This is a genomic window from Ramlibacter sp. GS1-15, from assembly GCF_057785015.1.
Genome location: NZ_JBYNTU010000001.1, coordinates 2,909,389 through 2,930,393 on the forward strand (window position 1 = coordinate 2,909,389; position 21,005 = coordinate 2,930,393).

At 68.6% G+C, this 21,005-nt stretch carries 23 protein-coding genes; 5 read left to right on the plus strand and 18 right to left on the minus strand.

Annotated features, from left to right (window positions below):
* The first annotated feature begins 5 nt into the window (after positions 1 to 5).
* Entirely contained in the window at positions 6 to 1,130 is a 1,125-nt protein-coding gene (locus AC3EF3_RS14540) for a zinc-binding metallopeptidase family protein (RefSeq protein ID WP_488532857.1), read from the plus strand.
* Here the strand turns inward: AC3EF3_RS14540 and AC3EF3_RS14545 are convergent.
* Positions 1,066 to 3,534: a ligase-associated DNA damage response DEXH box helicase gene (locus AC3EF3_RS14545; protein ID WP_488532858.1), complete on the minus strand. Its 2,469-nt coding sequence runs from the start codon at positions 3,532 to 3,534 to the stop codon at positions 1,066 to 1,068. The two genes, AC3EF3_RS14540 and AC3EF3_RS14545, sit on opposite strands and share 65 nt — an antisense overlap.
* Positions 3,535 to 3,566: 32 nt before the next feature.
* Between AC3EF3_RS14545 and AC3EF3_RS14550 the strand changes: the two genes are divergently transcribed.
* Together AC3EF3_RS14550 and AC3EF3_RS14555 are read left to right on the plus strand one after the other, a co-directional pair.
* Positions 3,567 to 5,213, plus strand: a complete 1,647-nt coding sequence (locus AC3EF3_RS14550) for a SulP family inorganic anion transporter (RefSeq protein ID WP_488532859.1) — start codon at positions 3,567 to 3,569, stop codon at positions 5,211 to 5,213.
* A 64-nt stretch (positions 5,214 to 5,277) separates the two neighbouring features.
* Entirely contained in the window at positions 5,278 to 5,976 is a 699-nt protein-coding gene (locus AC3EF3_RS14555; protein ID WP_488532860.1) for an NIPSNAP family protein, read from the plus strand.
* Between the two features lie 24 nt (positions 5,977 to 6,000).
* Here the strand turns inward: AC3EF3_RS14555 and AC3EF3_RS14560 are convergent, their stop codons facing one another.
* Genes AC3EF3_RS14560 through AC3EF3_RS14570 form a run of 3 tightly spaced genes read right to left on the minus strand, consistent with a single transcriptional unit; the run spans position 6,001 to position 7,682 of the window.
* The gene (locus AC3EF3_RS14560) at positions 6,001 to 6,381 is read right to left on the minus strand and encodes a cupredoxin domain-containing protein (protein WP_488532861.1); all 381 of its coding nucleotides are present in this window, start codon (positions 6,379 to 6,381) and stop codon (positions 6,001 to 6,003) included.
* Position 6,382: 1 nt separating this feature from the next.
* Positions 6,383 to 7,276, minus strand: coding sequence for a metallophosphoesterase family protein (locus AC3EF3_RS14565; RefSeq protein ID WP_488532862.1), 894 nt, complete (start codon positions 7,274 to 7,276; stop codon positions 6,383 to 6,385).
* 1 nt (position 7,277) lies between these two features.
* The gene (locus AC3EF3_RS14570) at positions 7,278 to 7,682 is read right to left on the minus strand and encodes a c-type cytochrome (protein ID WP_488532863.1); all 405 of its coding nucleotides are present in this window, start codon (positions 7,680 to 7,682) and stop codon (positions 7,278 to 7,280) included.
* Between the two features lie 108 nt (positions 7,683 to 7,790).
* On the opposite strand from AC3EF3_RS14570, the gene AC3EF3_RS14575 reads away from it, so the two are divergent.
* Both AC3EF3_RS14575 and AC3EF3_RS14580 read left to right on the plus strand, forming a co-directional pair.
* On the plus strand, positions 7,791 to 8,312 hold the full coding sequence (locus AC3EF3_RS14575) for a sigma-70 family RNA polymerase sigma factor (protein WP_488532864.1): 522 nt from the start codon (positions 7,791 to 7,793) through the stop codon (positions 8,310 to 8,312).
* Positions 8,309 to 8,983, plus strand: coding sequence for an anti-sigma factor family protein (locus tag AC3EF3_RS14580; RefSeq protein ID WP_488532865.1), 675 nt, complete (start codon positions 8,309 to 8,311; stop codon positions 8,981 to 8,983). Before AC3EF3_RS14575 ends, AC3EF3_RS14580 begins: the two co-directional genes overlap by 4 nt.
* A gap of 3 nt (positions 8,984 to 8,986) precedes the next feature.
* Here the strand turns inward: AC3EF3_RS14580 and AC3EF3_RS14585 are convergent, their stop codons facing one another.
* From AC3EF3_RS14585 to AC3EF3_RS14650, 14 genes are all read right to left on the minus strand, one after another.
* On the minus strand, positions 8,987 to 9,193 hold the full coding sequence (locus tag AC3EF3_RS14585; protein ID WP_488532866.1) for a DUF6494 family protein: 207 nt from the start codon (positions 9,191 to 9,193) through the stop codon (positions 8,987 to 8,989).
* 68 nt (positions 9,194 to 9,261) lie between these two features.
* A complete protein-coding gene (locus AC3EF3_RS14590; RefSeq protein WP_488532867.1) occupies positions 9,262 to 10,086 on the minus strand; it encodes a DUF429 domain-containing protein in 825 nt (274 codons plus the stop codon).
* Positions 10,083 to 10,511: an acyl-CoA thioesterase gene (locus AC3EF3_RS14595; RefSeq protein ID WP_488532868.1), complete on the minus strand. Its 429-nt coding sequence runs from the start codon at positions 10,509 to 10,511 to the stop codon at positions 10,083 to 10,085. The genes AC3EF3_RS14590 and AC3EF3_RS14595 overlap by 4 nt, the downstream gene beginning before the upstream one ends.
* 6 nt (positions 10,512 to 10,517) lie before the next feature.
* The gene (locus AC3EF3_RS14600; protein ID WP_488532869.1) at positions 10,518 to 10,940 is read right to left on the minus strand and encodes a BLUF domain-containing protein; all 423 of its coding nucleotides are present in this window, start codon (positions 10,938 to 10,940) and stop codon (positions 10,518 to 10,520) included.
* A 2-nt stretch (positions 10,941 to 10,942) separates the two neighbouring features.
* Positions 10,943 to 11,668 carry a GTP cyclohydrolase I gene (gene folE / locus AC3EF3_RS14605; RefSeq protein WP_488532870.1) on the minus strand — a complete coding sequence of 242 codons (726 nt, stop codon included), beginning with the start codon at positions 11,666 to 11,668 and terminating at the stop codon, positions 10,943 to 10,945.
* A 43-nt stretch (positions 11,669 to 11,711) separates the two neighbouring features.
* Positions 11,712 to 13,412: an ATP-dependent DNA ligase gene (locus AC3EF3_RS14610; RefSeq protein ID WP_488532871.1), complete on the minus strand. Its 1,701-nt coding sequence runs from the start codon at positions 13,410 to 13,412 to the stop codon at positions 11,712 to 11,714.
* Positions 13,409 to 13,903: an SRPBCC family protein gene (locus tag AC3EF3_RS14615; RefSeq protein WP_488532872.1), complete on the minus strand. Its 495-nt coding sequence runs from the start codon at positions 13,901 to 13,903 to the stop codon at positions 13,409 to 13,411. The genes AC3EF3_RS14610 and AC3EF3_RS14615 overlap by 4 nt, the downstream gene beginning before the upstream one ends.
* A complete protein-coding gene (locus AC3EF3_RS14620; protein ID WP_488532873.1) occupies positions 13,893 to 14,972 on the minus strand; it encodes a saccharopine dehydrogenase family protein in 1,080 nt (359 codons plus the stop codon). The genes AC3EF3_RS14615 and AC3EF3_RS14620 overlap by 11 nt, the downstream gene beginning before the upstream one ends.
* Positions 14,969 to 15,991: a ligase-associated DNA damage response exonuclease gene (locus AC3EF3_RS14625; RefSeq protein WP_488532874.1), complete on the minus strand. Its 1,023-nt coding sequence runs from the start codon at positions 15,989 to 15,991 to the stop codon at positions 14,969 to 14,971. The genes AC3EF3_RS14620 and AC3EF3_RS14625 overlap by 4 nt, the downstream gene beginning before the upstream one ends.
* Before the next feature lie 5 nt (positions 15,992 to 15,996).
* Positions 15,997 to 17,217, minus strand: a complete 1,221-nt coding sequence (gene clsB / locus AC3EF3_RS14630) for a cardiolipin synthase ClsB (RefSeq protein WP_488532875.1) — start codon at positions 17,215 to 17,217, stop codon at positions 15,997 to 15,999.
* Positions 17,218 to 17,219: 2 nt separating this feature from the next.
* On the minus strand, positions 17,220 to 17,951 hold the full coding sequence (locus tag AC3EF3_RS14635) for an endonuclease/exonuclease/phosphatase family protein (RefSeq protein WP_488532876.1): 732 nt from the start codon (positions 17,949 to 17,951) through the stop codon (positions 17,220 to 17,222).
* 80 nt (positions 17,952 to 18,031) lie between these two features.
* A complete protein-coding gene (nudB, locus tag AC3EF3_RS14640; protein WP_488532877.1) occupies positions 18,032 to 18,484 on the minus strand; it encodes a dihydroneopterin triphosphate diphosphatase in 453 nt (150 codons plus the stop codon).
* Between the two features lie 47 nt (positions 18,485 to 18,531).
* A complete protein-coding gene (gene aspS, locus AC3EF3_RS14645; protein WP_488532878.1) occupies positions 18,532 to 20,325 on the minus strand; it encodes an aspartate--tRNA ligase in 1,794 nt (597 codons plus the stop codon).
* 46 nt (positions 20,326 to 20,371) lie between these two features.
* Entirely contained in the window at positions 20,372 to 20,986 is a 615-nt protein-coding gene (locus AC3EF3_RS14650; RefSeq protein ID WP_488532879.1) for a DUF502 domain-containing protein, read from the minus strand.
* Between the last annotated feature and the right edge of the window lie 19 nt (positions 20,987 to 21,005).

Consider the following 21,005-nt stretch of genomic DNA (forward strand, 5'->3'; position numbering starts at 1 on the left):
TCGCGATGCGGACCTTCCACTGCGACCATTGCGGCCACCCCGTCTTCTTCGAGAACGTGACGTGCCTGCAATGCGGCAGCGCGCTCGCGTTCCTGCCTGACCGGCTGGCGCTGTGCGCCATCGAGCCCGCGCCCCAGGGCGGCGGACTGTGGCGCCGGCGTGCGCACGCGAAGCGCAGCGATGCGCCGCTGTACCGCCACTGCTACAACCAGACGCAGTACCAGGCGTGCAACTTCGCCGTGCGGGACGGCGACGCGAACCCGCTGTGCGTGTCGTGCCGGCAGACGCGCGTGCTGCCGGACCTGTCGGTCGCCGACAACGTGCAGCGCTGGTATCGGATCGAGGTCGCCAAGCGGCGCCTGTTCTACACGCTGGCCAAGCTCGGGCTCGTCTCGGTGGCTCCGCCCGACGGCGAGCGGGACGGGCCGGTGTTCGAGTTCCTCGCCGACACGCCCGGCCGTCCGGTGATGACGGGCCACGCCAGCGGCGTGATCACGCTCAACATCGCGGAGGCGGACGATGCCGAGCGCGTGCGCCGGCGCGTGGCCATGCACGAGCCGTATCGCACCCTGCTCGGGCACCTGCGGCACGAGTCGGGCCACTTCTACTGGGACCGCCTGGTCGCCCGGGACGCCGAGCGGCTCGGGCGCTTTCGCGCGGTGTTCGGCGACGAGACGCAGGACTATGCGCAGGCCTTGCAACGCTATTACGCAGCGGGCGGCGGTGCGGCCAGCGGCTGGGAAGCGAAATACGTCAGCGCCTACGCGACCTCGCATCCGTGGGAGGACTGGGCCGAGACCTGGGCCCACTACCTGCACATGGTGGACCTGCTCGAAACCGCCGCGGCGTACAACACCGCGATCGCGCTGCCGGGCGACGACGAAGCCGAGGAGATGATCAACCCGTTCGACACCGGCCCGGGCGAGTTCGACGCGATGGTCGAGAAATGGGTGCCGTTGACGCTGCTGCTGAACAGCCTCAACCGCAGCCTCGGGCACGAGGACGCCTACCCGTTCGCGTTGTCACCCGAGGCGATGAACAAGCTGCGCTTCGTGCACGACGTGATCAGGAATCACGCTCCATCTCCCGCAGGATCCGGTCCAGGCGCGTCGACAGCTGCTCCGTCGTGAGCTGCTCGCGGAAGCGCTCGACCATCAGCGGCAGGCTCATGGGACTGGGGTGCCGCAGGCGCACCACGTCCAGCTGGCGGGCATTGATGCGCTCGAGCGTGGCGGTGAGGCGCGAGATCTCCAGCTCCTGCCCCAGCACCTCCTGCTGTGCCTGCGTCAGCAGCAGGTTGCCCGGATCGTATTTGCGGAACACCTCGAAGAACAGGCCGCTCGAGGCCTGCAGCTGCCTCGTGCTCTTGGGCTGTCCCGGATAGCCGGTGAACACGAGGCCCGCCACGCGCGCGATCTCGCGGAAGCGCCGCTGCGCGAGCTCGGTGGAGTTGAGCGACGCGAGCACATCGTGCAGCAGGTGCTCGGTCCTGAACACCTCCTTGCCCGTGACAGGGGCGATGTCGAACTCCTCCGCGCTCACGAGCTCGAAGCCGTAGTCGTTGACCGAGATGCTGAAGGTGTTGGGCTTGTCCAGGGACAGGCGCCACGCGAGCAGGCTCGCCAGACCCAGGTGCACGTGCCGTCCCGCAAAGGGGTAGATGTACAGGTGCCAGCCCTCGCGCGATCGGAAGGTCTCCACGAGCACCGTACCCGGCGTCGGGATGTGCGACAGGCGAGCTTGCGTCTCGAGCATCGGCCGCGCCGCGACCAATTCCGGCTCGGAGAAGTCGCCTTGCGCGGCGCGCAGCATCATCTCCTGCACCGCGTCGCCCAGTTCGGCCGAGAGCGCCATCTTGCTGCCCTGCCAGGTGGGCACGGTTCCCTTCTTGCGCGTGGCCTTCTTCACGTACGCGGCCATCTCCCGCACGCGCACGAATTCGAGCAGCTTGCCCGCGAAGAAGAAGTGGTCGCCCGGCCGCAGCCGCGCGATGAAGCCTTCCTCGATCGTGCCGATGTTGCCGCCGCTCATCCACTTCACCTGCATCGCGGCGTCGCTCACGATGGTGCCGACGGAGAGGCGATGCCGTTTCGCGATGCCGCGATCCGGCACGTGCCACACGCCCTCCTCGTTCTGCGCGATGCGGTGGTATTCGGGATAGGCCGTCAGGCTGGTCCCGCCGCGCGCGCAGAAGGCCAGCGCCCAGTCGAATTCCTCGCGCGTGAGCTCGCGGTAGGACCACGCGGCCCGCACTTCCTCGAACAGCGCGTCCTCCCGGAACCCGCCGCCCAAGGCGACCGTGACGATGTGCTGCACGAGCACGTCGAGCGGCTTGTTCGGCGCACTGCGGTCTTCGACATGACCCGCCTTCGCCGCCGCGCGAGCGGCCGCGCCTTCGATGATCTCCAGCGTGTTGGTCGGCACGAGCGTGATGCGGCTGGTGCGGCCCGGGGCGTGCCCGCTGCGCCCGGCGCGCTGCAGCATCCGGGCGATGCCCTTGGCCGAGCCGATCTGCAGCACGCGCTCGACCGGCAGGAAGTCCACGCCGAGGTCCAGCGACGAGGTCGCGACCACCGCGCGCAGGGAGCCCTCTTTCAAGCCCTGCTCCACCCATTCGCGGGTGGCTCTGTCGAGGGAGCCGTGGTGCAGCGCGATCTGCCCGGCCCATTCGGGCCTGGCTTCCAGCAGCAGCTGGTACCAGATCTCCGCCTGCGAGCGCACGTTGGTGAAGACCAGCGTGGTCGACGATTTCTCGAGCTCCTCGGCCACCGGTTGCTGCATCTGCGCACCCAGGTGCCCGGCCCAGGAATACTTGCCGGGATCGTGCGGGATCAGCGTGTCGATCACGAGGGACTTGTCGATGCGCCCGCGCACGAGGCGCGGCTCGGGCGCGCCCGCCGCGACGCTGGGGCGGGCCAGCACGTCCATCGCTTCGCCCAGGTTGCCCAGCGTCGCCGACAGGCCCCAGACCACCAGCTTCGGGTTGAAGCGCGCCAGCCGTGCGAGCGCGAGCTGCGCCTGCACGCCGCGCTTGCTGCCCACCAGTTCATGCCACTCGTCGACGATGACGTAGTCGACCGATTCCAGTTCGGCGCGCGCATGTTCGCGCGTGAGCATCAGGCTCAAGGACTCGGGCGTGGTCACCAGCGCGGTGGGAAATCGCCGGTCCTGGCGCGCCCGCTCGGCGCTGGGCGTGTCGCCGGTGCGCTGGCCGATGGTCCATTCGGGCGCGAGCGCACGCAGCGGTTCGGAGATGGCGCGCGTGGTGTCGGCCGCCAGCGCGCGCATCGGCGTCAGCCAGATCGCCCGCAGGGGTTGCGCGCCGCGTTGATGCCCGTAACGTGCGAGCATCTGGTCGAGCATCCCGAGCCACACGGCATAGGTCTTGCCCGACCCGGTCGTGGCGTGCAACATGCCGCTGCGGCCTTCGCCGATCGCCTCCCACACCTCGCGCTGGAACGGGAACGGGTCCCAGCCGCGCCGCGCGAGCCATTGCTCGGCGGGCGAGAGCTGCGCGGGCGGTGCGTCGATCACGGGCCCATTGTCGGGGATGACATACTCTGCAGATGACCCGCGCCATCCGCTGGCTCCCCTTCCTCCAATGGCCTCGCCTCACGCCCGCGCTCGCGCGCAACGAGGCGGCCGCGGCGATCACGGTGGCGCTGGTCATGGTGCCGCAGTCGGTTGCCTATGCGGGGCTGGCGGGCATGCCGCTGATCGCGGGCCTCTACGCGTCCTTCCTGCCGGCGCTGGCCTCCGTGCTGTTCAGCGCGTCCACGCGCCTGTCGGTCGGCCCTTCGGCCTTGTCGAGCGTGCTGGTCGGCGCGTCGCTCGCCGGCCTGGCCGTGCCCGAATCGCCGCAGTGGATCGCCCTCGCCGTCTGGCTGGCCCTGCTTTCGGGCGGTGTGCAGCTCGCGCTCGGCGCGAGCAAGTCGGCCTGGGTGCTGAACCTCGTGAGCTCGCCCATCCTCGCGGGCTTCAGCCAGGCCGCGGCGCTGCTGATCATCCTGTCGCAGGTGCCGGCGCTGCTCGGGCTCCAGGGCGGCGTGCGCACGTTGCTCGATCACCCGCAGTTCGATCTGCAGTCGCTGGCCTTCGGCGCGGTGAGCCTGGCGCTTTTCCTTCTTGGCAAGCGCTTCATGCCACGCGTGCCGATGGTGCTGCTGGTGCTGCTTGCCGCGGCCGCGATTTCGAGGTGGGGTGGCTATTCGGCCCCCGGCCGGGTCGTCGGCGAGCTGCCCTCGGGCTTTCCCTCGCTGTACTGGCCCGGGCTGCCGGCCTGGGGCACCTTGCGCGAGATCCTCATGCCCGCGCTGGTGATCGCGCTCGTGAGCTCGCTGGAGATGGCGGCCAGCGCCAAGATCGAAAGCCAGCGCGACGGCAAGCGCTGGGACGCCAGCCAGGACCTGGTAGGCCAGGGCCTGGGCAAGATCGCCTCGGCCCTGTGCGCGAGCTTTCCGACCAGCACCTCGTTCTCGCGTTCGGCGATCACGCTCTACGCCGGCGCGAAGACGGGCTGGGCGACCGTGGCCGCGACGATCTTCGTGGCGATCGTGCTGCTCTTCTTCACGCCGGTGCTGCACCACGTGCCGCGCGCCGTGCTGGCCGCCGTGGTGGTCGCGGCGGTGCTCGGCCTCGTGAAGCCGCGCACGTTCGTGGGCCTGTGGCGCATCGACCGGATCGAAGCCGTGATCTCGTTCGTCACCTTCGCGGCGACGCTGCTGGCCGCGCCGCGCATCTACTGGGGCGTGCTGACGGGCGTCCTGATGGGCCTGGCGCACTTCCTGTACCTGCGGCTGCACCCGCGCATCATCGAAGTCGGCCTGCACCCGGACGGCAGCCTGCGCGACCGGCACCTGTGGAAGCTGGAGCCGCTGGGCGAACACGTGTACGCGATGCGCATGGACGGCGAGCTGGATTTCGCCTCGGCCACGTCGTTCGAGGAAACGCTGGTGGACCACATCGCCACCCATCCCGACACGAAGCATGTCGTGCTCTTCGCGCAGCCGATCAACCGGATCGACGCGACCGGGGTGGAAGTCTTCATGCAGCTGCGCGCGATGCTGGAACAGCACGGCATCGCCCTGCACATCAGCGGGATCAAGCTGCCGGTGGAGCGGGTGCTCGAACGCGCCGGCGCGCTGAAGCCCTCGCCGCTGCTGCGCATGTACCGGGTGGACGCGGATGCGCTGCAGGCGCTGCAGCGGGCCTGAGCCCACCATCCTGCCAATCCGCGACAGCCCGCGAGTCGACACTGCGCGATCCCAAGGAGCGCAGATGAACACGGCTATCGTCGAATTGCGGCAGTACACCCTCCATCCCGGGCAGCGCGACAGGCTCGTCACGCTGTTCGAGCGCGAGTTCGTCGAGACGCAGGAGGCGGCCGGCCTGCAGGTCCTCGGCACGTTCACCGACCTGGACCGTCCTGACCACTTCGTGTGGTGGCGCGGTTTCGAGAACCTGGCGATGCGCGCGCCGGCGCTCGCCGTCTTCTACGGCGGCCCGGTGTGGGCGGCCCATCGCGACGCCGCGAACGCGACGATGATCGACAGCGACGACGTGCTGCTGCTGCAGCCGATCGCGCCGGATGCGATGCGGGGTGCGTCGTCGCGAGCACCGGTGGGCGCAACGCCCGCGGCGCCCGGCGTGTTTGCCGCGGTGGTCCTGCCGATGGCGGACGATGTTGCCGTTGCGACCGAGGCGGCGCGCGCGGCGCTTCCTGCCTTCTTCTCGCGAGCCGGTGCCGTCCCCTTCGGGGTGTTCGTCACGCATCCGGGTCCGAACGAATTTCCCCGCCTGCCCGTGCGCGAAGATGTGTTCGCGTTCGTCTGGCTCGCGGCATTCCCCGACGAAGCGACCGCTCGTCGAGCCACGAGCTCATGGGCCGAAGCCGTACCGCCAGTTCCTGCGCTGGCACGAGGACCGGTGCAGCGCCTGCACCTGCGCCCCACGCACCGCTCCGCCTGGCATCTCTGACCTGCTCGCCGCACCAGCGGTCGCTCAGGCCTCCACGATCATGCGGCCGTGCATTTCCTCGTGGCCGTCGCCGCAGAAGTTGTCGCACAGGAAATCGTAGGTGCCCGCCTTGGCGGGCGCGAGCCGCACGCGCGTCACCCTGCCTGGCGGCAGGTCGGCACGCACATTCAGGTCGGGCATGCTGAAGCCGTGCACGAAATCGAGCGAGGTGAACTCGATCACCACGGGCTGCCCCGCCTTCACGCGGAACTCGCGCGGCGTGTACTTGAAACGCTCGGCCACCACCTTGACCACCTGGGAGTCCGCCGATTGCGCATGGCCGGTGCGCGCCAGGACCGCTACCGCCGGGAGCGCAGCCAGCCCTAGCGCGCGTGCCAGCCAATCACGTCGTGTGAGCGCTTTCATCTCAGGCCACCTTCGTCACACCGAACTCGTGGATCTCGTACTTCGCCGTCTTCGGCTCGGCCTCGATCTCGCGAAAGCCCAGGCCGCGATCCGGCTGCGACGGATCCCATGGCAGCGGCGTGCGCTCCGGCTGGCTGCCGGGTGCGGGCAAAGGGAAGATCAGCGACTTCGCCGAGTGATGCGCGATGTGCCCCGTCATGTGGTGGTGCTCCTGGTGGATGTGGCCGTAGAACACGGTGACCCGCGGGTAGGCCATGAGGATGTCCATCGCCTGCGCGCCGTCGCGCGTGGCCCAATCCCACTTGGGCACCAGGTCGAACAGCGGCCGATGCGTGAGCACGACGATGGGCGTGTCCCTGCCGGGCAGCTTTTCGAGATCCGACTTCAGCCAGGCGAGCTGCTCCTCGCCGATGCGTGCGCCGGGATCGGACACGTTGTCGATCGCGACGAAGTGCACGCCCTTGTGGTCGAAGGAGTAGTGCGTCTCGCCGAAGAATTCCCGGAAGGCGGCGCCGCGGTCCAGCGAGGCGTCGTGCTCGCCGGGCATGAAGTGCACCCGCTTGACTTGCAGGGCCGAGACGATCTCCTTGAACTGCGCCATGCGGCGCCGGCGTTCGCGCGGATCGTCGGTCGTGTGGGTGAGGTCACCCGTGAACACCACGAACTCCGGCGGCTCCTTCAGCGAATTCACGCTGGCCACGGCCTTGCGCAAGGTGTTCGCCGCGTCCGGGTTGGGCGGCCCCGAAAAGCCCCAGTGGCTGTCCGACAGCTGCACGAAATAGAAATCGTCCGGGGCGGCCGCACCGTGCGCCGCGGCGCATCCGGCGAGGCCCGAAACGTAAACAGCGCCGCCGCCGAAAGCGACCAGCTTCAGAAGTTCGCGTCGATCCTTCACTTCACTCTCCAGGTTTGCGGGGGGTCGATGGTTGCGGGCTGCCGGCCTGCAGCAGGTAGGCGACGATGTGCGCGCGTTCCTGCTCGTCGGGCACGGAGACGAACATCTTCTGGCCGGGGATGAATTTCTCCGGGTCGGCGAGCCAGCGGCCCAGCGTCGCCTCGCCCCACACCACCGACGAGTTCTTCAGCGCCGCGGAATAGGCGAAATCCGGGACGGTGCCGGCACGCCGGCCGATCAGGTTCTTGTGCGTCGGCCCGACGGCGTTGTAGTCGAGGGAGTGGCACGCCGCGCAGCGCGCGGCATAGAGCGTCTTGCCGATGGCGGCATCGCCTTGCGCGTGGGCCAGGCAGGCGGCCGTGGCCAAGGCGGCCGCGGTGAGGTATCGTGTGGCGAGCATCTTCATGCCGTCCATACCTGCCGCACGCGGCGGATATTCCCGGCGAAAAAATTACGGCGGCCGCGGGAATAAAAGCGCGGCGCCCCAGGTAAGGGGAATATCAGGTGACGCGACTTGAACGATTCCGACCGCCGATTTGAAGCCGAGGTACTTCCCTGCCTGGATGCGGCGTACAGCCTCGCGCGCTGGCTGTTGCGCGACGAGCATGTCGCCGAGGACGTGGTGCAGGACGCGTACCTGCGTGCGTTCCGCTACTTCGGCAGCTTCCGCGGCGACGACCCGCGCCCCTGGCTGCTGGGCATCGTGCGCAACTGCTGCTACTCGTGGTTCGCGCAGCAAAAGCGCGCGCATGAATTCGAATCGGGCGTCCACGACGCGGACGCCCCGCTGCTGGACGAGCACGAGCGGCCGCAGACACCGGAGACGCTGTTGATCCAGAAAGTCGAACGCGCCCAGGTGACGGCGGCGCTGGCCAGCCTGCCGATCGCGTTTCGCGAGGTGCTGGTGCTGCGCGAAATGGAGGAGCTGAGTTACGAGGACATCGCACGCGTCCTGGACATCCCGAAGGGCACGGTGATGTCCCGCCTGTCGCGCGCGCGCCGGCAGCTGCAGCATTGCCTGGGAGAACATCGATGACGCCCGAAGAGAGGGGCGATCCGCCCATGGCCGAACTGCCGGTGGAGGTCAGGCAGAACATGACGCGCTACAAGGCACCGCCGGGGCTGGAGCGCCGCATCCGTCACATGGTTTCGCAGGCCTCCCCCACGCCCGGGCTCATCGAACGCCTGCGCGCGTCGTGGACGCGGTGGGTGCCGGTGGGCGCGAGCTTCGCCTGCGGCGCGCTGCTGGCCGTCTCGGTCATGACCTACCGCGGCGCCGCGACCAGCGACCAGGAGATCGAACAGCAGGTGGTGGCCAGCCACGTGCGCTCGCTCATGGCCAGTCACCTGACCGACGTCGCCTCGACGGACCAGCACACCGTCAAGCCGTGGTTCACCGGCAGGCTGGATTTCGCCCCTCCGGTGGTCGACCTCGCGGAACAGGGCTTCCCGCTCGTGGGCGGGCGCCTGGACTACCTGCAGGATCGGCCCGTGGCCGCCCTCGTGTATCGCCGCCGCGGGCACACGATCAACCTCTTCGTGCTGCCCGCGCGCGACGGCGCCCCAGCCTCGTCGGCGTCCCCGGGCGCACGCCAGGGCTACCAGCTCGCCGAATGGGAACAGTCGGGCATGCGCTTCTGGGCCGTCTCGGACATCTCGCGTGACGAGATGTCCCGGTTCGCGGCGGCCATGAAGGCGGCGTTGTGACGGTCAGTCCAGCCTGATTTCGCCGTCGAACTTCACGTTGAGCTTCAGGCCCGGGATGTCCAGGGTCATCGTGGCCGGCAGGTTCCCGGTGCCCGCGATGGAGCGGTCCTGCATCGCCCGCGACACCGCATGCTCGATCTCGCGCTGCGAGCTCACGCCCACCATCTTGAGGAACTTGCGGATGCTGATGTTCAACTCTTCTTCGTCCATGGTTCGGCTCCGGTGATCACGAGCTGCCATGATGCCGCGAATCGATGCGCGTGCGCGCCCGATCGTGCTCAGCAGGTGACGATCCAGCCTTCCAGCGGGTCGAGGTCCGCCGGCAATCCCCAGCCCGGCGGGCCCTGGCGCGCCGACCACGCGGCTTGCACCATGCACAGCACGGCGTCCAGGCTGTCGCCGCTGGCATCTTCCACGAGCGCGTCGCGCTGGGCATGCGTGAGTTTCAGGCGCAAGGCCAGGCGCGTGTCGCCGTGTTCCAGCCGGGTGACGAGGTCCTTGCGGGCGATCAGCCGCTCGGCCGTGTGCTTGGCCTTCTCGTCGCTCTTGTAGCTGCGCCGGCCGATGAGCTCGCGCGCGAGCAGGCCGGGGTACGCCTCGAGGGCGACGCGACGCGGGTCGCCCTCATGCAGGCCCGGCATGTGCACACCGGCTTCGACGAGCAGCGGCAGCGCGGCGTGCAACATGTAGGCCACCGGCGGGTTGACCCATTTCATCGAGGGGCTCGAGCCGGCGAGCTTGTCGAAGGCGCGATGCGCGAACTTGCCGCCTGCGGGCCGCGCGTCGCAGAACGCCGCGAAAGTGTTGCGGATGTCCTCGCGCGTGAGCGAGGCGTAGTGCGCGATGCACTCGCGCCAGGTCACGGGCCAGCCCAGGTGTTCGACCAGCTCGCGCGGCAGGCCGAAGGGAAAGTCGAAGCCGGCGATCCACTCGCCCGGCGCTTTCACCCATTCACCGAAGGCTTTCAGCGATTCGAGGCGGTCCAGCTTCTGGAGAACGACGACATTCCGGGTGAACGAGCCGAACGCCAGGACGATCGGCTTGCGACGCGTCGGGGTGCTCGAGAAATCGCAGCCCACGAGGGTGGGCGTCGTGTCGCTCACGCGTCAGGCGCTCCCAGGGCCGCGCGCACAGCATCGGGGATGGGCACGCTCCTGAGGGGGCTGCCCGGCCCGGTCTCGTAGCGGCACCACACGCGCGCTTCGCTGCCGCGCGCCAGCGTGCGGCCATCGTTCGCGCTCACGAACTCATGGGCGAGGCTGAAGGAGCTGCGGCCCCACTTCGAGATGTGCGAACGGATCTCGACCTCGTCCCCGAACGACGGCGAGGACAGGAACTCGCAGCGCGAATCGACCAGGGGCAGCGAGAAATGCTCGGCGCGCATCCGCTCGGCACCGAACCCCACGGCGGCGAACATCGCCCAGGTGGCTTCGTCCATCCAGCGGTAGTAGTTCGGGTAGAAGATGATCCCGGCCGGGTCGCATTCGCCCCAGGCGAGCGTGCGCCGGCTCACGCGCACCGTGCTCATGGTCGGCTAGGTGCGCCCGCAGATCTGCGCGCTGGCCATCAGGTCCTCCAGCAGCGCGAGCGAGACGTGGCCGGACACCGAGTACGGGTCGAGCTCGGGCTTCTCGGAGTACTTGAGCAGGATCGAGTAATTGACCTTGGACACGTTCACCTGGCCCATGCTCCAGCCGCCGAAGCGGCGCTCGGAGATTTCCTCGTAGTGCAGCAGCGCGACGTCCTTGTGGCGCGGGTCCTTCATGATGTGGCCGAACAGCTCGCTCACCTGCATGCGCCCGCCTTCGATGGCCTGCAGGAACACGTCGCCGCCGTAGCACAGGATGCCGGTGATGCCGCTCACCGGGTTGTGCTGGCGCGACTGCGCGAGGATGGCTTCGATCGCGTCCGGCGACGTGTCCACGGCACGACTGCAATAGAGAAGACGAACGAGCATGGTCAGCCCTTGTTCGGAATCAACGAGAGGAATTCCCGGCGCAGCGCCGCGTTCTTGAGGAAGACGCCGCGCATGACCGAGTTGATCATCTTGCTGTCGAGGTCCTTCACGCCGCGCCACGCCATGCAGTAGTGGCTGGCCTCCATCACGACCGCGAGCCCGTCCGGCTGGGTCTTCTCCATGATCAGGTCGGCCAGCTGGACCACCGCCTCTTCCTGGATCTGCGGGCGGCCCATCACCCACTCGGCGAGGCGCGCGTACTTCGACAGGCCGATCACGTTGGTGTGCTCGTTGGGCATGATGCCGATCCACAGCTTGCCGATCACCGGCACGAAATGGTGGCTGCAGGCGCTGCGCACGGTGATCGGGCCGACGATCATCAGCTCGTTCAGGTGCTCGGCGTTGGGAAACTCGGTGATGGCCGGCGACTTCACGTAGCGGCCCTTGAACACCTCGCCGAGGTACATCTTCGCCATGCGGCGCGCGGTGTCGTTGGTGTTGTGATCGCTCTGCGTGTCGATGACCATGCTGTCCAGCACGGACTGCATCTTTCCTTCCACCTCGTCGAGCAGCTGCTCGAGCTCGCCCGGCTCGATGAACTGGGCGATGTTGTCGTTGGAATGGAAGCGTTTGCGCGCGGCCAGGATGCGCTCGCGAATCTTCACCGACACGGGCGTGCCCGCGTCTTCGGCTTGCGTGGTGAGGTTGGCGGAAGGATCGGCCTTCATAGCGATCGGTCTATGGTAGCACCAAGGCCATCAACCCCAGCAGTCACAGGCCCAGCAGGGCTTCCAGGTCGGCCAGCGTGTTGGCCTCGTGCAGCGGCTTGTCGAAACGGATGCGCAGCATGCGCGGGAAGCGCACCGCGATGCCGCTGCGGTGTCTCGTGCTGCGATTGATCCCCTCGAAGCCCAGCTCGAACACCAGCATCGGCTTCACGCTGCGCACCGGCCCGAATTTTTCCACGGTGTTCTTGCGGATCAGCGCGTCGACCTGCCGGAACTCCTCGTCGGTGAGGCCGGAGTAGGCCTTCGCGAAAGGCACGAGCTGCAGGTCGCCCTCTTTCGGCGCCTCCTTGCGGGCGATCGCATCCACCACCGCGTCGGCTTCCGCCTTGCCCGCCGGCGCGCGATTCCACACGGCGAAGGTGTAGTCGGTGTGCACCGAGGAGCGGCGGCCGGAGCCCGGCTGCGCATAGACCAGCACACAATCGGCGGTCATCGGCTCGATCTTCCATTTCCACCACAGGCCTTCGGCCTTGGTGCGGCCGGTGCCGTACGCGGCATCGAGGCGCTTGAGCATGAAGCCCTCGACGCCGAGCTCGCGCGAGCGTTCCCGCATGCGGGCGAACTCGAGCCACGAAGGCGCCGTCTCGACCGGGGAGATGCGGATGGCTTGGCCCGCGAGCAACGCCTCGAGCCGCGCCCGCCGCTCGCGCTGCGGCAGCGCCCGGATGTCCTCGCCTTCGTGCTCGATCAGGTCGTAGGCCATGAAGCTCACCGGCGCCTCCTCGAGGATCTTCTTCGTGAGGTTCTTGCGGCCGATGCGCTGCTGCAGGACGGAGAACGGCGCCGGCCGGTTGGCCGCTTCGTTCCACACCAGTATCTCGCCGTCGATGACCGTGCCGTTCGGCAGGCGCTGGGCGACGGCGACGATCTCCGGGAAGCGTTCGGTCGCCAGCTCCTCGCCGCGCGTCCAGATCCACACCTGCCCTTCGCGCTTGATCACCTGCCCGCGGATGCCGTCGTACTTCCATTCGACCATCCAGTCCTCCACGGCGCCGAGCCGGGACTTGAACAGCTCCGGCGGCAAATCGAGCTGGTGTGCCAGGAAGAACGGGTACGGCTGCCCGATGTCGCGCGATTCGCCGGCCGCTTCCTGGGATTGCGAGATCAGCGCGAGATAGCGTTCCGGCGATGGCGCCATCTTGCCATCGGTGTAGCCCATCATGCGCTGCGCGACGCGCTTCACGTCGACGCCGCCATGCTGCGCCAGCGCGCGCTGCACCAGCAGCTTGCTCACGCCGACACGGAACGCGCCGCCGATCAGCTTCGTGAGCAGGAAGCGCCCCGGTGTGTCGAGCTCGCGCCAGTACGCCCGGATGCGCGGCGCGATCTCCTCGAAGGGCTGGCCCCGCAAGGGCAGGAGCCGCTGCTCCACCCATTCCGCGAGGCCGACATCGGACGTCTCGCCGCCCTGCGGCAGCACGAGCGCGATGGTCTCCGCGAGATCGCCCACCTGTTCGTAGCTCGCGCCGAACAGCCATTCGGGAATGCCCGCCATCTCGCACGCCAGCGCGCCCAGCGTGCCCATCGGCACTACCTGGCGCGGCTTGCCGCCGGCGAGGAAGTACACCGCCCAGGCCGCGTCGGGGGCCGGTGCCTCGTCGAAATAACGTGTGAGCGCCTCGACCTTCGCATTGGTCGACGTGGTCTCGTCGAGTTCGGCGAAGAGCTGGGCGAAGCGCTTCATGGGCGGCGTCCCCCCTGCCAATCCGCGACTTCTGCCGCATGGTCCTGGAGGAAGGCACGCATGCGGGCGAACCGCCTGCGCGTCTGCCAATCGAAGATCCACTTCGTGACCGGCTCGACGACCCAGCGCAGCACACCGGGCTGGACCTCGAACGAGTACGTGTAGGTCATGATCGACGTCCCGTCCGGCAGCGGCTTGTGACGCATGGATGCGGCCCAGCGGCGGAACGGAAAGGACTCGCCCCGCATCGAAGCCGCGGCAACGTGGGGCCGGTCGAACGAGATGAACTGCGTCTTCATGGCGAGGCCGCGCAGGATGCCGCCGCCCGCGTTCTCGGTCACGGCGCCGACGTACGGGCACTCGGCACCGCCGATCACATGCGTCGCCTCCACGAGCGAATCCCAGCGCGCGCGCCAGACGTGATAGTGGAACGCGTCGAACACGACCTCGGCCGGAGCCGGCATGCGGAACTCGAACCGTTCATGCGGCATCGGCCGGCTCCTGCTGCCATTCGCTGGTCATGCCCCATTTCGCGAACTCGGGCTCGAACTCCTGCAGCGTGAGCAGGCCCATGCACGGCATGGCGCCCACAGGAAGGCGATCGCCCCGCGCGAGCTTGCGCGCCAGCAGGATGGCGGCCATGCACGGAATCTCGGGCCCGTGATGCTGGGGCGCGGTGATGTGCCATGCCCACGTCTTCCCGCCCGAGGCGGCGCCATCGCGCACGCGCACGACCATGCCTCCGTCGGCTGTGCCCAGCCAATCCACCAGTCGGCCGGCCCGGTGCAGCCAGGCAGCGAGCGCCTGGGGCCGCGCGATCCAGCCACGCTGCCGCAGGCGGGCGATGAACGCGAATGCCGATTGCGTCATGCCCACTTCGAGCGCTGCGCGAAACATCACGTCCTGCACGCCCGGATAGCGGGCGGGGAAGAGTTCGAGATCGGGAATGTCGCACAGCGCGCCTCGCCGGGTCTTCAGGCGGGCGAAGCGCACGCGCTGCGGGTCGGCCCAGCCGTCGAGCATTTGCCAGCGTCCCTCACGCCAGACCTGGATCGGCGCGCCGCAATAGCTCAGGACGCCTTCCAGCGTCGCCACGCCCCGGGGCGCGCGCTGCGCGGGCGCGATGCACACATCGATGGCGGCGATCGCATCGACCCGCTGTCGCGCGGCGTCGACGACGGCGCTGGACAGCGCGGGAACCGTGCTCGCGCCCGCGATCGCCGTGCGGCCCGCCTCGCGAAACAAGGGGTCGAGTGTGCCCGCGAAGTCGCAGACGAAACGCCGGCCGTCCGCCAGGTCGATGTAGTGCGCGCCCGCCTGCGCACAGGCCCGCGCGACGGTGTAGTCCTGTCCCTGGAACGGGCCTGCCGTGTGGACGACGAGGTCGGCGCCGAGCCTGCGCAAGTCCCCGGCCAGCGTGCCCGCGCGCACATCGAGCACCACGTCCGCGCGAGCGGGATCGCGGCCCGCGATGACCAGATCGATGGCGTTGTCGGCCTTCAGCGCCCGGCACACGCGCGCGCCGAAGTTCCCGTACCCGCCGAGCACGACCACCCTCATGCCGGTTTCTCCTCGCTCGCCGCCGCATCGGCCTCGATCACGTCGTCGCCGTACTCGGTGTCGAACGCCTCGGCCTGCAGCCCCTGTTCCGCCAGGTAACGCACCATGGCGCCGGAGCTGCCATGCGTGACGATCACGCGCCGGGCACCGCTCGCGGTGATGGCCTGCAGCAGGCCCGGCCAGTCGGCGTGGTCCGACAACACGAAGCCGCGGTCGTAGCCACCTCGCCGCCGGTTGCCGCGCACCTGCATCCAGCCGCTCGCGAAGGCGAGCTGCGCGTCCGCGCCGAAGCGGCGCATCCACGGACTCGCGGCCGCGCTGGGCGGGCAGATGACGAGCGAACGCTTGATGTCGCCCCGCGCGACGTGCAGGACCGAGTGCGTCTCGGGCAGGTCGACGCCGGCCTCGCGGTAGGCGCGGTTGAGCGGGTCCACCGCGCCGTGCACGATGATCGGCCCGATCGACGGGTCGACGCCCGAGAGGATGCGCTGCGCCTTGCCGAAGCTGTAGCAGGTGAGCACGCTGGCGCGCTGGTGCTCCACGTTGCGGGCCCACCAGGCGTTGATCGTCCCGAAGATCTCGTCGTCCTCGCACCAGCGGTAGATCGGCAGGCCGAAGGTCGATTCGGTGATGAAGACGTCGCAGCGCACCGGCTCGAAAGGCGCGCACGTTCGGTCGGGCGCCACCTTGTAGTCGCCGCTCGCGACCCACACCTGCCCCTCGTGTTCGAGCCGCACCTGCGCCGAGCCGAGCACATGCCCGGCCGGATGCAGGGACAAGGCGACGCCGTTGTGCACGATGCGCTCGCCGTACGCCAGCGTCTGCAGGGTGATGTCGCCCAGCCGCGCGCGCAGCACGCCTTCGGATTGCACCGAAGCCAGGTAGTGCCCGTTGCCGAAGCGCGCGTGATCGGAATGCGCGTGCGTGATGACGGCGCGCGCCACCGGCCGCCACGGGTCGATGTGGAAATCGCCGGGCGGGCAGTACAGGCCTTCGGGCCTTTGCACGACGAGGTCCATGGCGGCTAGAGGTAGCGCTTGCCCTGCACGAAGAGCACCAGCCGCGTCGCGGTCAGCGCGACCCATTCGAGCGCGCGATGCGTCAGCGGGCGCTGCATGTACGCCTGCGGATCGACGACCCGGCCGGCCTGCGCGATGGCCTTCATCAGCTTCTCGCGCAAGACCCCCGCGAACGCCCTGTCCTCGACGACGACATTGGCCTCGCGTGCCAGCAGCAGGCTCAGGGGATCCAGGTTGGTCGAGCCCACGGTCGCCCAGCGGGCGTCGATCACCGCGACCTTCGCGTGCAGGAAGCTCGGCGAGTATTCGTGGATCTGCACGCCCGCGCGCAGCAGCGTGCCATACACCGATCGGGCCGCGTAGAACTGCATGAACGATTCGTAGCGGCCCTGCAGCAGCAGCTTCACCTTCACGCCCCGGCGCGCGGCCGTCACCAGCGCGTCGCGCATCTTGCGGCCCGGCACGAAATACGCATTGGCGATGACCACCTCCTCGCGCGCGTGGCCGATCGCACGCCGGTACGCGCGCTCGATGCGCGTGCGGTTGCGCAGGTTGTCGCGCAGGACGAGCGCGGCGCGCGCGCCACGGCCGTCGAGCGTCGGCAGCATTTCCAGTGGGGGCGCCGGCGCGCGGCCCGAAGCGCGCAAGGATTGCAGCGCGCCGGTCAGGCGCACGTCGCGGATGTCGCGCATCGCCTGCATGCGCAGCCACAGGCGCTGCATGGTCTCTTCGATCTGCTCGACGAGCGGGCCCGTCACCTGCACGGAAAAATCCAGGCGTGGCGGGAGCTGCGTCGGGCCGACCTGGTCGTAAAGGTCGTCGAGGATGTTGATGCCGCCGCAAAACCCGATGCGCCCGTCCACCAGGCACAGCTTGCGGTGCAGCCGCCGCCAGCTGCCGAGATTGAGTACGCCGAAACGCCCGAGCGGCGAGTACACGCGCCAGTCGACGCCGGCGCCGAGGAAGCGCATCGCCCAGACCGGCGGCAGCGGTGGCGTGCCGAAGCCGTCGACCACCACCTTCACGCTGACGCCCCGCCGCGCGGCGCGCTCCAGCGCGTACGCGACCTCCACGCCGCCGCCCTGGAAATCGAAGATGTAGGTTTCGAGACGCACCTCCGCCAGGGCCGCGTCGATCGCCGCGACCAGCGCCGGAAAGAATTCCGTCGCGCCCTGCAGCAAACGCAGCTCGTGGCCGATGCGAAGCGGGGGCAGCGACGCGGGCATGGCTAGAGCCTGAACTCCGCGATGAGGGGCAAATGGTCCGACATGCGCCACCAGATGCGGCCCTTGGGAATCTCCACGGCGATCGGCTTCATGCCGCGGGCGTAGACGTAATCGAGCTGCGTGAGCGGCAAGCGCGATGGGTAAGTCCACAGCCGCTCGCCCTCGAAGTCGCGCAGGCCCGCGTCGTTCATGGCCGAGCGCAGCTTGCCGCCCCAATCGTTGAAGTCACCGGCGACGATGACCGGCTCGCGTTTCGGGATCTCGCGCTTGATGTACCGGGCCAGCTGCGCCACCTGGCGGACGCGGCTGCCGGCGATCAAGCCCAGGTGCACCACGATCACATGCACGATGCGCCGGCGCACGCGCACCTGCACATGCAGGAGCCCACGCTGCTCGAAGCGGTGGTCCGACATGTCCTCGTGGCACAGCGCCACCACCGGCCAGCGCGACAGCAGCGCGTTGCCGTGCTCGCCATGGCGCGTGGTGGCATTGGTCTGGTACACGGCTTCGTAGCCCTCGGGCGCGAGGAACTCGTGCTGCGGCAGCTCGGGCCAGCGCGTGAAATAGCGCTCCTCGCGCCGGTGCAGCTTGCGCACTTCCTGCAGGCACACGAGGTCGGCATCGAGCTGCTCCACCGCGTGGCCGATGTTGTGGATCTCGAGCCGCCGCGCGAGCCCCAGGCCCTGCACGCCCTTGTGGATGTTGTAGGTCGCGACCCGGAAGCTCTCAGCCATTCAGCCTCCGCCGAGCCGCCTCAAGGAGGCTGAGGCCCCCTCGGGGGGCAGCGGCGACACGAAGTGCAGAGCGTGGGGGCTCATGCCGCAAATTCTGGCAGCATCAGGATCGCTTCGGCGTTGGACGGCGAAAAGCAGGCGTCGGCCGCCTCCCGCCACGGCAGCCACTTGAAGGCCGTGTGCTCGCGCGGGTTCAGCGTGACAGGCGTGCCCTCCGGCACACACAGGCCGAAGACGTGCTCGGTGTTGCGCATCACGCCCGGCGCGTAGCGATGCTGCCAGCGCGGGTAGATGTCGTAGACGTTCTCCAGGCCCCAGTCGGTGAGCCGGCCCTGGTCGGCGCGGATGCCCGTCTCCTCGAAGACCTCGCGCACGGCCGTCGCCGTGAAGGACTCCTGCTCGAAGTCCTTCGCGCCAGTGACGGACTGCCAATAGTTGGGCATGTCCGCGCGATTGATCAGCAGCACCTGCAACGAGGGCGTGTGGATGACCACCAGCACGGACTGGGGAATCTTGAAGGGCCGGGTTTCCATGAATGACCAAGGGCGCCGAAGCGCCCTTTCATTCTGCCCGACTGGCGTTACGCCGCCTGAACGTTCCGCAGCCGGATGTGCAGCTCGCGCAGCTGCTTCTCGTCCACCGGCCCCGGCGCCTGCGTGAGCAGGTCCTGCGCGCGCTGCGTCTTCGGGAAGGCGATCACGTCGCGCAGGCTCTCGGCGCCGGACATCAGCATCACGAAGCGGTCGAGGCCGATGGCGATGCCGCCGTGCGGGGGCGCGCCGTATTGCAGCGCGTCCAGCAGGAAGCCGAACTTGAGCTTGGCTTCCTCGGCGCTGATCTTCAGCGCGCGGAACACCTTGCTCTGCACGTCCTCGCGGTGGATACGCACCGAGCCGCCGCCCAGTTCGATGCCGTTGAGCACGGCATCGTAGGCCTTCGCCAGGCAGCGCCCCGGATCGGTTTCGAGCCAGTCCTCGTGGCCGTCCTTCGGCGAGGTGAACGGGTGGTGCACCGCCACCCAGCGCTGGCCTTCGTCGTCGAACTCGAACATCGGGAAGTCGATGACCCACAGCGGCCGCCATTCGCCTTCGATCAGGCCGTGCGACTTGCCGAACTCGCTGTGGCCCACCTTGACGCGCAGCGCGCCGAGCGCGTCGTTGACCACCTTCGCCTTGTCCGCGCCGAAGAAGATCAGGTCGCCGTCCCGGGCGCCGGTGCGCGAGAGGATCTCGGCGATGGCCTTGTCGTGCAGGTTCTTCACGATCGGCGACTGCAGGCCGTCACGGCCCTTCGCCACCTCGTTGACCTTGATCCAGGCGAGGCCCTTGGCGCCGTAGATCTTCACGAACTCCGTGTAGCCGTCGATCTCGCCACGGCTCATCTCGCCGCCCTTCGGCACCCGCAGCGCCGCCACCCGGCCGTCGGCCGAATTCGCGGGGCCGGAGAACACCTTGAACTCGACGTCCTTCATCGCGTCGGTGAGCTCGGTGAATTCGAGCTTCACGCGCAGGTCCGGTTTGTCCGATCCGTACAGGCGCATCGCGTCGGCGTGCTTCATCACCGGGAAGGCGCCGATGTCGATGCCCAGCACGTTCTGGAAGGTGCTGCGGATCATGCCCTCGAACATCTCGCGGATCTCCTCCTCGAGCATGAAGGAGGTCTCGACGTCGATCTGCGTGAACTCGGGCTGGCGGTCGGCGCGCAGGTCCTCGTCGCGGAAGCACTTGGTGATCTGGTAGTAGCGGTCGTAGCCGGCCACCATCAGCAGCTGCTTGAAGAGCTGCGGCGACTGCGGCAGCGCGAAGAACATGCCGTCGTGCACGCGCGAGGGCACGAGGTAGTCGCGCGCGCCTTCGGGCGTGGACTTCGTGAGCATCGGCGTCTCGATGTCGATGAAGCCGTTGGCGTCGAGGAACTTGCGCACCTCCATCGTCACCTTGTAGCGCAGCATCAGGTTGCGCTGCATCGTCGGGCGGCGCAGGTCCAGCACGCGGTGCGTCAGGCGCGTGGTCTCGGACAGGTTCTCGTCGTCCAGCTGGAACGGCGGCGTGACCGACGGGTTCAGCACCACGAGTTCGTGCGCCAGCACTTCGATCCTGCCGCTCTTGAGGTGTTCGTTCACCGTGCCTTCCGGCCGTGCGCGCACCACGCCCTTGACCTGCACGCAGAACTCGTTGCGCAGGCCCTCGGCGACCTTGAAGGTCTCGGCCCGGTCCGGGTCGCACACGACCTGCACGTAGCCTTCGCGGTCGCGCAGGTCGACGAAGATCACGCCGCCATGGTCGCGACGGCGATTGACCCAGCCACACAGGGTCACGGTCTGGCCCATGAGGGCTTCGGTCACAAGGCCGCAATAGGTGGTGCGAAGTTGCATGGGGGTACCTTCCTTGGGGGAAAGACGCTGCCGTGGAGGCGGCGCGTCAGTGATTGTCGTTGTGGAGGGCGGGCGCGACGACGCCCATCGAGATGACGTACTTCAGCGCCTCGTCCACGGACATCTTGAGCTCGATGCAGTCGCTCTTGCGCAGCATCACGAAATACCCGCCGGTGGGGTTCGGCGTGGTGGGCACGTAGACGCTCACGTAGTCGCCCACGAGGTAATTGGCGACATCACCGCCCGGTGCGCCCGTGACGAAGCCGATGGTCCAGACGTCCGGCCGCGGCCATTGCACCAGCACCGCCGTGCGAAAGGCATTGCCGCTGGGGGAGAACAGCGTGTCGGAAACCTGCTTGACGCTCGAATAGATCGAACGCACGACCGGGATGCGGGTGACCAGCCGGTCGCCGATCTCCACGAGCTTGCGGCCCAGGAAGTTGCTGACGATCGCGCCGACGACCAGCAGGATGGCCAGCGTGAGCAGCACGCCGAAGCCGGGGATGTGATAGCCGATCAGCCGATCGGGCTGCCAGGCCGCGGGCAGGATCAGCAGCGTGCTGTCCAGCGTGCCGACGATCCAGCGCAGCACGGCCAGCGTCACCGCGATCGGGACGATGGCCAGCAAACCGGCGACGAACCATTTGCGCAGGGCGGACATGGGGGTCGTGCCGGGTCAG

Coding starts and splice junctions, on each gene's coding strand:
- aspS (WP_488532878.1), bottom strand. CDS start 20,325: ATGCAACTTCGCACCACCTATTGCGGCCTTGTGACCGAAGCCCTCATG.
- AC3EF3_RS14585 (WP_488532866.1), bottom strand. CDS start 9,193: ATGGACGAAGAAGAGTTGAACATCAGCATCCGCAAGTTCCTCAAGATG.
- AC3EF3_RS14560 (WP_488532861.1), bottom strand. CDS start 6,381: ATGAAAGCGCTCACACGACGTGATTGGCTGGCACGCGCGCTAGGGCTG.
- AC3EF3_RS14555 (WP_488532860.1), top strand. CDS start 5,278: ATGAACACGGCTATCGTCGAATTGCGGCAGTACACCCTCCATCCCGGG.
- AC3EF3_RS14650 (WP_488532879.1), bottom strand. CDS start 20,986: ATGTCCGCCCTGCGCAAATGGTTCGTCGCCGGTTTGCTGGCCATCGTC.
- AC3EF3_RS14615 (WP_488532872.1), bottom strand. CDS start 13,903: ATGCCGCATGAACGGTTCGAGTTCCGCATGCCGGCTCCGGCCGAGGTC.
- AC3EF3_RS14635 (WP_488532876.1), bottom strand. CDS start 17,951: ATGGCTGAGAGCTTCCGGGTCGCGACCTACAACATCCACAAGGGCGTG.
- AC3EF3_RS14580 (WP_488532865.1), top strand. CDS start 8,309: ATGACGCCCGAAGAGAGGGGCGATCCGCCCATGGCCGAACTGCCGGTG.
- folE (WP_488532870.1), bottom strand. CDS start 11,668: ATGAAGGCCGATCCTTCCGCCAACCTCACCACGCAAGCCGAAGACGCG.
- AC3EF3_RS14595 (WP_488532868.1), bottom strand. CDS start 10,511: ATGAGCACGGTGCGCGTGAGCCGGCGCACGCTCGCCTGGGGCGAATGC.
- nudB (WP_488532877.1), bottom strand. CDS start 18,484: ATGGAAACCCGGCCCTTCAAGATTCCCCAGTCCGTGCTGGTGGTCATC.
- AC3EF3_RS14620 (WP_488532873.1), bottom strand. CDS start 14,972: ATGAGGGTGGTCGTGCTCGGCGGGTACGGGAACTTCGGCGCGCGCGTG.
- AC3EF3_RS14550 (WP_488532859.1), top strand. CDS start 3,567: ATGACCCGCGCCATCCGCTGGCTCCCCTTCCTCCAATGGCCTCGCCTC.
- AC3EF3_RS14625 (WP_488532874.1), bottom strand. CDS start 15,991: ATGGACCTCGTCGTGCAAAGGCCCGAAGGCCTGTACTGCCCGCCCGGC.
- AC3EF3_RS14570 (WP_488532863.1), bottom strand. CDS start 7,682: ATGAAGATGCTCGCCACACGATACCTCACCGCGGCCGCCTTGGCCACG.
- clsB (WP_488532875.1), bottom strand. CDS start 17,217: ATGCCCGCGTCGCTGCCCCCGCTTCGCATCGGCCACGAGCTGCGTTTG.
- AC3EF3_RS14610 (WP_488532871.1), bottom strand. CDS start 13,412: ATGAAGCGCTTCGCCCAGCTCTTCGCCGAACTCGACGAGACCACGTCG.
- AC3EF3_RS14600 (WP_488532869.1), bottom strand. CDS start 10,940: ATGCTCGTTCGTCTTCTCTATTGCAGTCGTGCCGTGGACACGTCGCCG.
- AC3EF3_RS14540 (WP_488532857.1), top strand. CDS start 6: ATGCGGACCTTCCACTGCGACCATTGCGGCCACCCCGTCTTCTTCGAG.